At 45.6% G+C, this 13,364-nt stretch carries 8 protein-coding genes; 3 read left to right on the top strand and 5 right to left on the bottom strand.

The window, feature by feature from the left end; translation table 11 throughout:
• Positions 1-16 precede the first annotated feature (16 nt).
• From AC0J2X_RS01590 to AC0J2X_RS01580, 3 genes are all read right to left on the bottom strand, one after another.
• Positions 17-946: a dienelactone hydrolase family protein gene (locus tag AC0J2X_RS01590; RefSeq protein ID WP_069944689.1), complete on the bottom strand. Its 930-nt coding sequence runs from the start codon at positions 944-946 to the stop codon at positions 17-19.
• A gap of 123 nt (positions 947-1,069) precedes the next feature.
• A complete protein-coding gene (locus AC0J2X_RS01585; RefSeq protein ID WP_069944690.1) occupies positions 1,070-2,878 on the bottom strand; it encodes a DUF1223 domain-containing protein in 1,809 nt (602 codons plus the stop codon).
• Between the two features lie 10 nt (positions 2,879-2,888).
• On the bottom strand, positions 2,889-4,247 hold the full coding sequence (locus AC0J2X_RS01580; RefSeq protein WP_069944691.1) for a radical SAM protein: 1,359 nt from the start codon (positions 4,245-4,247) through the stop codon (positions 2,889-2,891).
• Here AC0J2X_RS01580 and AC0J2X_RS01575 point away from each other — a divergent pair.
• Positions 4,246-5,289, top strand: a complete 1,044-nt coding sequence (locus tag AC0J2X_RS01575) for a catalase family protein (RefSeq protein ID WP_069944692.1) — start codon at positions 4,246-4,248, stop codon at positions 5,287-5,289. The two genes, AC0J2X_RS01580 and AC0J2X_RS01575, sit on opposite strands and share 2 nt — an antisense overlap.
• A 113-nt stretch (positions 5,290-5,402) precedes the next feature.
• The gene (locus AC0J2X_RS01570) at positions 5,403-5,960 is read left to right on the top strand and encodes a PepSY domain-containing protein (RefSeq protein ID WP_069944693.1); all 558 of its coding nucleotides are present in this window, start codon (positions 5,403-5,405) and stop codon (positions 5,958-5,960) included.
• Here the strand turns inward: AC0J2X_RS01570 and AC0J2X_RS01565 are convergent.
• Entirely contained in the window at positions 5,955-7,970 is a 2,016-nt protein-coding gene (locus AC0J2X_RS01565; protein WP_240491599.1) for a TonB-dependent receptor, read from the bottom strand. The two genes, AC0J2X_RS01570 and AC0J2X_RS01565, sit on opposite strands and share 6 nt — an antisense overlap.
• A 159-nt stretch (positions 7,971-8,129) precedes the next feature.
• Positions 8,130-11,381, bottom strand: a complete 3,252-nt coding sequence (locus AC0J2X_RS01560) for a VPS10 domain-containing protein (protein WP_069944694.1) — start codon at positions 11,379-11,381, stop codon at positions 8,130-8,132.
• 516 nt (positions 11,382-11,897) lie between these two features.
• Between AC0J2X_RS01560 and AC0J2X_RS01555 the strand changes: the two genes are divergently transcribed.
• Entirely contained in the window at positions 11,898-13,364 is a 1,467-nt protein-coding gene (locus AC0J2X_RS01555; RefSeq protein ID WP_240491600.1) for an ABC transporter substrate-binding protein, read from the top strand.

Here is a 13,364-nt window from a genome sequence, read left to right as displayed (position 1 = left end):
GCCGCTTCACATTTTACTATTTCAAATGGCTATCAAAAAAGTCTACCGTTCGACGCCACGCTAGTTCAGCATCTTTGGGACTATAACGACTTGTTGAATCGTTGTGAAAGCCATGCTGTGCTTTAGCGTAAGTAAAGGCCTCATACTCAGCAGCATTTTTTTCTAATACTACTTTGTATTCCTCCCATGTAGCATTCACTCGCTTATCGTTTTCAGCAAAGTGAATTAATAAAGGGCCTTTTACTTGGTCAACTAAGGGCTGTTTTGCTGGGGTCCCGTAGAAAGGAACAGCAGCGTCCACCTTGTCAGGTATGCTGGCTGCTAGAAAATTAGCAATATACCCACCAAAGCAAAAACCTACTACACCAAGCTTGCCTGTGGTTTTTTCGTGCTCTTTTAACCACAGTGCTGCCGCTACCATATCTTGTTCTATCTTGTCCTTATCAAGGCTCTTTTGCATAGCGCGGCCATCGTCATCATTTCCCGGGTAGCCACCTAACGGAAACAGCGCATCAGGTGCAAACGCTACATAGCCTTGCATAGCGATCCTTCTGGCTACGTCTTTTATATAAGGGTTTAACCCGCGATTTTCGTGTACCACTAAAACGCAAGGCGCAACGGCAGACTCCGGCAGACTAGTGGGCTGCACTAAATAACCGCCGCCTTCACCATGGCCTTTGGGCGAGGAAAAAACTTCGTAAGTCGCTTTAATTGCAGGGTCGTTAAACGAAACCTGTTCTGCTTTGGCATAGCCAGGGATCAGTGCTCCACCAATAGCGCTCACGGTCAAACCTGCAACTGAAAGCGAAGCAAGCCTGGTTAAAAACGTTCGACGGTCTATGTCCCCGTGGGCGTATTCATCGTACCAATCAAACGCTTCTTGAGGGATACTAAGTGATGCTTCTTGCGATAATTTTTGCGGTTTTGGGGTGTTGTTTCGCTTCATCTGTTTTAACCCTAATGTGGTAGCACAAACCCCGTGCTCCGAAAATTGTCGATAACATCTACTCTACGTGGGATAACTAAGAAAGCAAAGCGCAATTCATTTTTAAAACAATAACTATCTACGTCACATAGACTCAGTACCTTGTAACCACCAAGACGCGGCAACTTGAAGTGGCGAGGGGTCGTTGGTATCAGAGACCCAAACAACGAGGGCGTGTTTTTTGGCTTTTATATGAGTATTAGTGGGCAAAGGCAGACTAGCCACATTTTGCTGAGCATGAGCATTGCCGCCGCTGCCACTCAATAACGCGTTTTCATAATCGACTACTATAAAGTCGTGAGTGAGTTTACGCCCAGCGTTTTCTCCCCGCTTGACTGAGGTTTCTATGCCAAAGCCAAGTAACGCAGCGTGAACAACTAGCGTGTTCGATGTACTTCTGTTGATATTGTTGAAGGACACATCAATGATGTTGTTTTGAACCGAAGCATGAAGCTTACCAGCCAAAGGGGCGACTCGGTTAGGTAACGACTGCCCCTGAAACCATCCATTCCAAGCACGACCATTTAAAGCAAAACCTGGCGTGGCAATGGTGTTTGCTTTGCCTACACGCTTGTAGTCTCGCTGCCGTTTACTAAAAGTACTGTCAGCAAATGGATCCTTCCAGCCTAGATAATCCCAGTAGTCCACGTGAAAGTTAATGGGAACCAGTTCTGTCCATAATTTATCGCTCTCTACAAACCCTGAAATCCATTTTTCCGCAGGCGGGCAGCTGCTGCAACCCTGAGATGTATAAAGTTCTAAGACGGTTGTTTGGTTGGGCGTACTGGTAAGTATGAAAGGCGTGTTTGTTGATTCATTGGTTGCTATATTTGTTGCTACGTCTGTCGCTACATCTGTTGCTAGCAGCGGCGTAGATGACAGCGTAGTTAATAGCGCTGATTCTGACGCTAGTGCATGTGCTGAACCTGACGTTTTGCTCTCATTAGAATGCAGAGTAAGGGCAGCTTTAACTATGGGGTTCTTTGTGGCTTGACTTGAAGCATTATCAAGGTCGCTATTTGTAGATGTTGAAACCTTCGAGTGTTCCGGTTGCGCATTGATACGCCAGTCATAATCAATGAACCGCAGTTTATAATTCTTAGGAATAGGTTCGGCTAGATACTGGTTAATGTATTGAGGCAAGTCCTTTGCTTTACCTGAAGCGACAAAGTCTTCAGTATAAAAATCGAGGATTTCCGAAACGTACACGCGCTTGCGTTTGTCATCAAAGTAAAAGTGTTTCTTACTCCCAAAGAACTCACGAGTGGCTTGTTCAAGAGTGTCGTCTAAGGTTTCTGCATAAAACGGCGTTTGCGGTAGCCTTGGGCAATCTTTTACCATGCAGTTAAGCGCAAAGTGGGCTCTGGGCTCGTTAAGCGGTCTAATTACATCGTTTTCAAAATCATATAAATTTGTGACTTTACCGCCAATCACCACATCGCGAAACTTGAAAAAAGCTGCTCGTGAAAAGAAACTGGTAAAGCCATCGGGAATACCTTTTTCAATGACACCGTACATGGCTAACGCATTATAGCTATTGATGTAATAGGCCATTATGAATTGTGGTGAGTCAAACAATTCAGGCGTCATTTCAGGGCTAGCAAAACTAATAAAATTAATGACGTTTTCAAGGGGCACTATATCTTTAGATAACCCCTTGAAATCGGTTCGCCCCTGCTCATCTACATAGTGTTGGAGTACATATTCCCAGTCTTGCGATGCCTTTCGATAGGCTTGCTCAAGCTCTTTTATCGCTGCGGTTTCAACACTGTAATCAATTCTCTGCTTATCAGACGCCTGGCTACTGTTGGCAGCTGGTAAAATATACAACAGCAGCATGGACAAGATAATGGCTAACACATTCCCAAATTGAGGAAATCGGCGAGGCTTCATGATCTTCTCCTTACACGCTTTTGGCTGGATGGTGACGCTTGCCATTTGTACTAAGCGCATTTGCTGACAGCGAACTAGGTGTTGCTGTATCTGGGATTTCGCGAATGGGTATTACATTATTTTGTTTGTAGCGTTCTCCCAATAACTGGTACTGCTTTTTCTGCCCATGGCGGTCGGTATATGTCAGAGGCTTCAATATATGTTCATCGCGCTCGGCGTTGTGCTTGCACATAGAGATGGGACCATCTGCGGTCATAACCATGAATGAACACGCATCAATTCTGTCTTGCTGAAGGGCGTTGGCATCCATAAAGTTCTGAACAAAAAACGACAATTTGTGCACACGTCCTTTGCTTTTGAAAACGCTGCTACGCATTTCAAACAGTTTCAATGAGGTCTCTTTAGCCAGTGTCCAAATCCACTTTGGCCTAGCAAGCAGTGCTTTACTGTAATCCCATAAAATCTTTGCCATGCCGTGCTGTCGAGTTGTTTGTATGTGCTTAAAATCCTCAATGAACTGCGCAAATAAGTGTGCATCATCGACGACGGAATAAACCTGTTTATTAGCGACTAACGTTGGCATGTAGCTATGACAGTCGTTATGCCCAATACGTACTTTTTCCCACGGCAGCGCTTTGCTAATTGTTTTTTCTATAGCGGCTTTCACCGTTACGGGGTCAATTACATCAGCTCTTGCTCCCCATTCCCCTCGGCCTGTTTCTGCCTGTAGCTGAAATGAGGCGAAACTTACGGCGTCTGCATGCTGCACAAAAAAATCCACCAGCATGGGCAATTCTTTGAAATTATCGGTGTGCACGGTGGTGTTAAAAATAATCATAAGCCCCAAGCCTTTGGCCCGTTCTATGTATTCTTCGCGGATAGCATTTAGCGATGCTTCATCAGGGAAACCTTTACGTTCTTGGGTGGTATCAACGTGAAAAGCGACATCGTTTAAGCCAACTTTAGCTAAAGCTGTTAGCAGGTCACGGGAAGCCGCAATACCGTTGGTGAAAAGTGCGGTGTGCAAACCGAGCTTATTGGCATATTCGACAATTTCAATTAGCTCGCTGCGCTTTCTTAACGTAGGGTCACCACCGGTTATTTGTACACTGGTACCAGGACCATAGTGACGAAGGACATTGTCTAATCGCTTAAACACTTCTTGAATGGGAATGTCGCGAACCGCTTGCGAATGCTCAGATAAATAGCATAAGGTGCAATCAAGATTACACTTTTGCGTGATTTCAACAGCAACACAACCTATGGTGTGCGTGCGGCCCAGCAGCTGATTTGGGGTGAAATGTTCACCCATGCGTTTTTGGGTATGAAGAAGTTGTTGATTTCTAGTGATACCAGGGGAGCACGCCATGTCAATGCGCCTTTTTCGAACTACACAGTATCAACAAAGACCTATTACACATAAAAATACTTTCACGGCGTGCCGTTTTTTTGCACTAGTTTTATTGTCATGCAACGCACTCGCTTCTTCTGATACAACTGAAAAGCAATCGCTATTCACAACAACGTCGACTTCGTTCGAAGAAGTAAAAAGCCGTGTTTTTTCAGATCCCTATTCGGCGCTACCGCAATATGAAGTGTCGCGGAAACACTTCGATGCTGACGGTGAAAATCTGCTGCTAAGTCACGCTAAAAGAACCCTTTCTTCCAACGCAAATTTTATAGAATTAGGTACCAAGCATAAGCTACTTCAAGCTAATGGTATTTGCTTCGCTGGCACATGGAAAATTAATCACAGCAGCCCTTACTCCGGGCTTTTTCAAGCACGCACAAACGTGCCGGTTATTGTAAGAGCGTCAGTCAGCTTAAGCGGTACAAAGCAGCGAGATAAGCGTGCTTTTGGTATGGCAATCAAGCTTTTCCCCAATACCCAAAGTACGGTTACTGAAAACATATTTTTAATGCATTCGCTGGGTGGCACTAAAACCCAGCATGTAGCCAACTTACCTATGACCAACGAGCCCGCACTGGGCGAATTGCCGCCTTTCAGTCAATTGCTCACCGCTTATCGCTTGGAAAGCGATCTTGAAGAAGCAGATCAAGCGTTTAGCGGAAAAAATGCGAATGCGCGTTTCAGACCTGTTTCACATTTGGCAGAAGTACAGCTTCCCAACGACGAAAAAGCGAATAACGTAAGGCAAGGTCCTTACTGGCTAAAAGCGTCGTTAAAACCTGATACACCGCTAGTGAATAAAGATGACTTTAGGGATGAGTTGTCGTTGCAGCATTACCCAAATAAGACGCTATCTTGGGTTTTATCTGCTGCCATTTTTAACGATGCAGGGATAGATAAAGCACAATGGCAAGAGATAGGTGAAATGACATTGACTGAATCTGTGGCCTCCCTTACCTGCGACACGAAACTTCACTTTAGTCACCCTGCAATCAAATGACGCTAAGCAATTCCGTTTAAACGGGTAAACCTCGCGTTAGAGTGTTTTTACTGCCTATTGAGATTACCGTATAGTGAGCAATGTTTTCATTGTTTTAGTATTAGTGTTGTTTCATGTTCGGTTCCTTTCGCAAGAACAGTCGCAAATACAGCCGCAGTATTCACTTGTGGCTGTCTCTGGTTATTTTTATTCCTGTGATCATTGTTATTGCGAGCGGTTTATTATTGCAGGTTAAAAAAGAATTCGACTGGATCCAACCACCAACACAAAAAGTGCAGAATACCCAAACCAACGGGCCTACGATTTCCTTCGACGAAGTGCTACACGCTGTAAAACAAGTGCCTGAGGTTAGATTAAACAGCTGGGACGATATAGACCGATTAGACGTGCGCCCCACAAAAGGCATCATTAAAGTGCGAGGGAAGAACCATTGGGAAGTTCAACTGAATGCACAAAATGGTGATGTACTTCAGGTTGCGTACCGACGCACAGACACCATTGAAGCAATCCATGACGGTAGTTGGTTCTTTGAGGGCGCTAAGCTATGGCTGTTTTTGCCCGCTGCCCTATTGCTTTTTGTGCTGTGGGTAACTGGCCTTGTCATGCTGTACACCACCATGAAAAGTAAATATCGAAAGAACAAATTTCGTCAGCCCTTAAACAACTCATAACAGATAAGTTATCGCCAGTTGAACACTTTCGCCCTGCGCAAATGCCGCTTTGTCATCGGCACTGGTGTAATACTGTTGATTGGTTAAGTTGCGCCAGCTAGCTTGAAGCTGAATACGCTCGTTTAATTGCCAATCAGCGCCCATGTCCAGCGTAAATACCTCATCGAGCGCTCGCTCTCCGTCAGTAATATCCGTCTTGCTTGCACGATAGGCAAATACCGTAAAAAACCGCACAGCTTGCCATTGAACGCCTAAATCAAGCCTCTGACTATTTGCAGGTATGTCTGCAATGCTGTTACCCAAATCGTCTTCACCGCTAATCCACATTCCGCTAAGTCGAGCGTCTAATGCGTCATTGTGCGATTGCCAACTAAGTTGATAGCTCACCCCCTCTATCGTTGCACTGTCTAAATTAGAATATTGAAGCACATCTTCAGCAGCCATAATGCGTTCAATATAGTTATCAATTTTCTGATTAAACACCTCTATCGAGCCTTGCAATTGCTCACTGCTGTAAGCAACACTGGCTTGCATATTTAACGCTTGCTCTGTTTCAAGTTTGAGGCTGCCCAACACAGTACCGCGAGGCGTTTCGCCAGCGAAGAAACGTTCAGTTAAAGACGGATTTCGAAATGCGCTAGACACATACACACCGGCCGCCCAATGCTGAGAAAGCTGATAATTTGCGCCTAAATACCCGCTTAGATTAGTGTTAGTCTGAGCAGTGCTAGATTGGAGTGTATTGGCACCTGAATCATCAAACTGCCGCTGCCAGTCAACCCGTGCGCCAAGGGCGAGCGACAAGTTTTGCCACTGACGTGAGGCATCAGCAACCGCTGCGATAGTCATCTCGCTTGCATCGAGAGTTCGCACTTCATAGGCAAGCTCTGCTTCAAATGCATTTGTTATGAAACGGGGCGATGTGGTGTCAGGTAACGCGCTTTCCGCTGGTATTAATGTGAATTCTCTCTCATCTGCCACTACGCCGTCTCGACCAGTAACTTGCAGCTGCCAGTTCAAATCCCAGTCTTTCAGCTGCGTATCTGTGCTTATGTTAACCCCATAGTCAAACGCCTTGTTTTCGCTGTCGTTGATGCGGCTTTCTGGTCGCAACACCGAGGTGTCTAGGCTAGATTTATGCCACCAGACATTTCCAGTAAATAGATGACTTTCAAACGCTATTTTGCCAAGCCAGTGTGTGTTCTTTGGGTAGGTGGTTATTCTACTTTCTGGGAAGTCACTGCTCGACTTACCAATGTCGTTATTATCAGAATAAAGCGTCCACGCCTCTTTTATGACGCTATCTACCGGCCTGTGTCTAATAAATATCCCTGATTGTTCGAATTTATCAAACAGTGAGCCCCCGTTCGCATCTTCTCCATTGTCGGCGCTTCTGTATGAAATGTTCCAGTCTGTCTCGCTCTCTTCAGTTAGGCTGTTGCTATTGTCTGCACGGCGTATGCTGCCAGCATAACTCAGCGCCTTCATTTGTTGATTGCTGCTGTAGCCAACGCGTAGGTGAGGCTTTTGAATTTCCCCAAAATGCAAGTTCACCGCGCCACCTATCGCTCCCGAGCCTAGGTAAGTGGAAGCGGCGCCCGGTAATACAGATACTGTTGAAATAAAGTCAGGTGGAATAAAGCCTATGCTAGACCCTGCACGCCTGTCGCTCACAATCGGTACGCCGTCTAGCTGGGTTTGAATTCGCCACCGGGAATACCCTCGAATACTGATACTTTGTATTTGCCCGCCCTGCCCATTTAACGACACAGAAGGAGATTGAAGTAAGACATCATTGGTATGTAACGGCGCTACTAGGCCACTTTTATCAAACTCATATTGCGGAAAAATGCGCGAAAGCGTCTCGTCGTAATAGGGTCGTGCAGCCGTTACTGTATAACGCTCTACCTCCTTGAGCGGTGAACCTTGGGCAACGCTAAAAGATGATGTAAGCAGTAAAGGTAGTGCAGCAATAGATACCGATAAACCAGACGAGGATTTAGAAGACACTGAAAAACTTGAATCTAGCAAAAAAGAAAACAATGATGATCTCACTACGCGATACATACCTGTGAAAATAAGTGTGCACCGAAAAAGTTGGCAAAGAAAATGAAAAACGCGGCAGTAAAACTACCACCGCGTACTTAGCAAGGTGATGCTCAATTACCGCTATTTGGTGATTACAGGAAGACCCGTAGTCCACGGTCCACCAGCATTAACCACCGCTTGTTGAAGTGATGGTACAGCACGCTGCAATGTACCGATTCGTTTCACTACATCATCTAGACCATCATTGGCGTAACCGAGCTGGTCTTTATGCTGCTGCGTTGGTCCGTAAGAAGACCCTAATGCAGAACGGGCATAGCCCAATCGGCTCAACACATTTGCAGGCTTAATACCCATCTTATCGCGAGATGAAAGGCCAAACAGAACTTTGTTTACCTCGTTAATTTCATCTTGAATAGCAGCGTATTGCGCTTCAAGACTTTTCACATCACTTGGCGTGCGATCAATCGCGGTACGCAAAAGGCCCATGGTTTCTTTTAATTGCTTCAGTACAGTCGTCGATGATAATGCACGTTTTTGCGCATCGTTCACCGCATTACCATATGCTTCAATTTCAGCATACGTAGCACCTTTCAGCGCGCCGTCGTAGATAGATTCCAATACAAATGACGCTGGCTCAGAAAGCGCTGTTACCGTGGAGCCTTCTCGCTTAAATAACGTCGCGGTATAGCTGCCTGGTAGCGCCATGAGTCCATTGTTCTTGCTGTCTTTGTCAGTAAGCGGAATAGTGAGTGAATATTTCATATCCCAGGTAATACGGTGTAAGCCTTTCTTTGTGTTACCTTCTACACGCTTCACTAAGTCACCATCACTGTCGCGTACTTCGACATACACTGCTGGGGCAGCTTCTTGGTTTTCAGCTTCAACCGCTTCCCAGCTTGGATACTTAGGGTACTTTTTGTCTTCTATAAGTTTCTTTTCTGCTTCTTGGCGTTTTTCTTTTGCCGTTAGCAAACTGTCTTTCAAATAGTAGGTGAAAGTTGCACCGTGCTCGGGATTCTCGGCAACAAAGCGATCGTCACCATCAGAGTCTGTGTGATTATCATCTAACTGGAACCACTTAACCGGTCGACTTGGCGCAAACAAAATGGCGTCTTTTTGCATCGACTTCTCGGTTAATGAACGCAGCGGCGCATAATCATCAAGTATGTAAATACCGCGACCAAACGTACCTGCAACTAAGTCATTCTCGCGACGTTGAATTTTCACATCGCGGGTTGAGATGGTCGGCATACCACCGTCTAACTCAACCCAGTCTTTACCGCCATCTACCGAGAAAAACACACCGAATTCAGTACCGATAAACAATAAGTCCTTATTTACGTGGTCCTGTACAATACGCCACACTAAGTGTTTTTCAGGTAAATCATCAGCTAATGAAGTCCAGCTTTTCCCTAAGTTAGTCGACTTGATTAAATAAGGTTTGTAATCACCATATTTATGATTATCAAGGGCAACGTATACCGTATTGGGATCAAACAAGTCAGCGCGAATATCATTCACGTACGAATTGGCTGGAATCCCCTTAATGTCATCTAGCTCAATCTTTTTCCAAGATTTACCACCATTAGTGGTCACTTGGATAATACCGTCGTCGGTACCTGCCCACAGAATATTTTCATCTACCGGGCTCTCAGCAAAGTTGGCAATGGTATGAAACTCTGTCATGGCATACAGGTCCCAGCCGGCTTCTACTGACCACGTGCGCCCCATAAGTGGCGAATGCATGCGATTGCCGTTTTTAGTGAGATCACCCGACACTGCAGTCCAGCTGTCACCGCGATCATCACTTCGCCAAACCCGCTGTGAGGCAAAATAGATACGCGCAGGATCATGTGCAGACACATTAATCGGCGCATCCCAGTTAAACCGCTCTGCTGGGTCTCCTGGTAGTGGCTGAGGCTTAACATACACCCCTTCTCGGGTAGTCGTATCGACACGCACCAAATTTCCTTGCTGCCACTGCGAATACATAATGTCAGGGTTACCAGGCTCTACCGCTGGGCCGTGCCCATCACCGCCCAAGGTTAAGAACCAATCTTTGTTCTTTATCCCCTCTTCACGCATAGTGCGCGAAGGACCGCCTTGGGTGGAGTTATCCTGTGCGCCAGCGTAGATCTTATAAAATGGTTTAGAGTCATCTGGTGCTACTTTATAGAACTGGGTTAATGGAAGGTTCGCCATAAAGCGCCAATTCGCCATTCTGTCGTGAGACATATAAATACCACCATCGGATCCCATCAATACGAAATCTGGGTCGGTAGGATGGAACGCCATGGCGTGGTCGTCTACGTGCTTGCGTTTAGTGTTGATGGGCGTCCACGTTTTGCCGCCGTCATCCGACACTTTGCTGTAGTTACTGGCAATATAAACACGGTCAAATTGATGTTGGTCAGCGAATATTTCCTGATAGTAGTGAGGACCTGTGCCACCGCCTACTTCATCTGACATTTTAGTCCAGCTAGCACCTTGGTCGGCTGAACGGTAGAAGCCACCACCGCGATTATCGGTTTCAATGGTGGCATAAATCACATCTGGGTTCATGGGTGATATAGCCATACCAATTTTACCCATGTTGCCTTGTGGTAAACCTGTTTTAAGTTCAGTCCAGGTTTCGCCTCCGTCGCTGGAAGTATGGATACCTGCGCCTTCGTTCGTTCCCACATAGGCGCCAATTGAACGCTGACGCGCCCACGTTGCAGCATAAAGTTTGTCAGGGTTACGCGGGTCAATAAGTAGTGATGTTACCCCGGTCCATTCGTCAGCTGGCTTAAGCACTTGCTTCCACGTTTCACCGCCATCGGTCGTCTTATAAAGCCCACGCTCGCCGCCGCCACTCCACAATGGCCCTTGGGCAGATACCCATACAATATCTGGATTTGTAGGGTGAATAATAATGTCAGAAACGTGCTCTGACTTCTTCAGACCCATATTCTTCCAGGTTTGACCGCCATCTAACGATTTATATACACCGTCGCCAAAGCTAATGTGACGGCCACCATTATTTTCGCCCGTTCCCACCCAAATAATATTTGAGTTGCTTGGCGCAATGGTCACGTCACCAATGGAGTAAACTGGCTGGTCGTCGAAAATTGGCGTCCAGGTCGTGCCCGCGTTGGTAGTTTTCCACACGCCACCCGAACCCACCGCGGTGTACCATGTTGAGGGATTGTTCTGATCGACTGCGATATCAGCGATACGCCCAGACATGTACGCAGGCCCAATGTTTCTCAGCTCCATGGCTTTGAATGTTGAACTGCTGAAGACTTCATTCTTGTCGTTTTTGTCTGCAAAGGCGGGGGGGCACGCAAGTGCAACTGATACAGCAACTGCCGCTTTAAGAAGCTTTTTCATTATTGTTATCCAGTGTGTTTGATAGGGCTCAAAACCCTTTTTTAATTTGTAGTACTATCACTCTATAGCATTACTAATAAATGCTTAAAGTTACAATGTAACATACGACCAACTGCCCATTACAAAAGTTGAAAATATTGTGCACCGACTTAACATTACTTAATATCTTGATGGTCATTAGCCAGTGCATTTTTTCAAAAAGTAGTTTAGCCCTACCGACTCAATCTGTACATTTATTCAACAAATCGTATATTATCCAATCTGGATCTTTGTTTTACTCTTCAGGGCGTCAGCCTAAGAATACTGATACTGATTCACAGGATTCAAATAGACACGAAAAAGCTTAAAGGCTCGAAGGGAATACATAAAAATAATATGCGGATTAGACATCTAACAATTTTACTCGTCGTTGCCAGCGTTCTACTTAGTGCCTGCACACCTTCACAACCTACAAACAAAATTCTGATCAGTGGTCCTTTTGAACCAGTCAATAACGATCCGGCAAGTACCGGCTACATGTTTACACGAATGCAAATTCTGGAAACTCTCATAGACGTGGATAACCAAGGTCAGCTTATCCCAGGGCTTGCTAGCTCATGGTCAAATGATGAGGACTTTACTGTTTGGACATTTAATTTACGTCCTGATGTGTATTTTCATGACGGCACATTAATGACCGCCGACGCCGTCTACAAAAGCCTTTCGGTCGCGTTTGGTAAACCAACGCCATTTTCAAAAGATATGATCGCCAACATGGAGGTGGTATCAGAATATTCTATCAAGTTCACCTTGAACCAAAGTTACCGTCCTTTCCCTTCCCTGTTAAGTAATTATGCAACTGCGATCGTGGCACCTGCTACCTTCGGCAAGTTCAATCGAATTAAAACCTTAATAGGTACAGGCCCCTATCAGATTACGCACTTTGACCCCCCCCACAATATTACAACCACGCGCTTTGACAATTATTGGGGCGAGCCCGCTGTTATTGAAAACGTTGAGTACGTAACGGGTCACCGCTCTGAAACGCGGGCGCTTATGGTACGAACGGGGCAAGCAGATATTGTGTACAACCTCGACCCTGCCGCGGTAAGCATGTTGCGCACTGACTCTAACGTAAACGTGTTTAGCGACAGGATCCCTCGCACCACTTTAGTTAAGTTAAATAGCGGCCATCCTATCCTCTCAGATGTAAAAGTAAGGCAAGCGCTGAGTTTAGCGATTGACAGAAAAGGCATTGCATCTGGCGTAATGCGTATATCGAATATCTCTGCTGATCAGCTATTTGGCCCAAATATTCGAGACTGGCATATTCGTTCTACTACAGATAATGCTACCAATACTATTTCAATGAGTGACGCTGACAATAATCCAACAATAAATAATAGCGTTGAAAATGGCGACTTATTATTAAATAGGAAAAAAGCGGCACAGCTGCTAACCGACGCGGGATGGTTAGTGGGTGAGGATGGAGTGCGCTACAAAGATGGCTCACCTTTAACGCTGGATATGATTACCTATGCCAATCGGCCAGAACTCATTACCATTGCCACGGCAATTCAAGATCAGTGGGCTAGCATTGGAGTGAAGCTCTCTGTCCATATGGAAAATGTAAGTGCCATTCCTTCAGGGCATGCTGATGGTACATTGCAAACTGCACTTATGGCGCGTAACTTTGCTAACATCCCAGACCCTCTCGGTATAATGCTGGCTGACTTTTCTTCAAAAGAAGGCGGCGATTGGGGGCCAATGAACTGGCAAAATGAAAAAGTGTTTAGCGATTTAAAGACCTTGAGTCACACCACGGATGAACACGCTTACAAATCATTGATATCATCAATTATGCAAGAAGTTCAGCAAGACGTTCCTCTTATCCCCGTTTTGTACTATGTGCAGCAAACGGCGACATCTAGCCGACTAAGAAACTTCAGCTTCGACCCTTACGAGCGTTCTTTTCGCGTATCTCAAATGAGAATAGCCCCATAA

The organism is Alteromonas sp. R7 (assembly GCF_055755235.1).
The sequence above is the reverse complement of the archived record's forward strand: the minus strand, read 5'-3'. Positions and strand labels throughout refer to the sequence as shown.

Excerpts from the sequence above, each read along its gene's own strand:
- AC0J2X_RS01570 (WP_069944693.1), top strand. The coding sequence starts at position 5,403 with ATGTTCGGTTCCTTTCGCAAGAACAGTCGCAAATACAGCCGCAGTATT.
- AC0J2X_RS01555 (WP_240491600.1), top strand. The coding sequence starts at position 11,898 with ATGTTTACACGAATGCAAATTCTGGAAACTCTCATAGACGTGGATAAC.
- AC0J2X_RS01560 (WP_069944694.1), bottom strand. The coding sequence starts at position 11,381 with ATGAAAAAGCTTCTTAAAGCGGCAGTTGCTGTATCAGTTGCACTTGCG.
- AC0J2X_RS01590 (WP_069944689.1), bottom strand. The coding sequence starts at position 946 with ATGAAGCGAAACAACACCCCAAAACCGCAAAAATTATCGCAAGAAGCA.
- AC0J2X_RS01585 (WP_069944690.1), bottom strand. The coding sequence starts at position 2,878 with ATGAAGCCTCGCCGATTTCCTCAATTTGGGAATGTGTTAGCCATTATC.
- AC0J2X_RS01575 (WP_069944692.1), top strand. The coding sequence starts at position 4,246 with ATGTCAATGCGCCTTTTTCGAACTACACAGTATCAACAAAGACCTATT.
- AC0J2X_RS01580 (WP_069944691.1), bottom strand. The coding sequence starts at position 4,247 with ATGGCGTGCTCCCCTGGTATCACTAGAAATCAACAACTTCTTCATACC.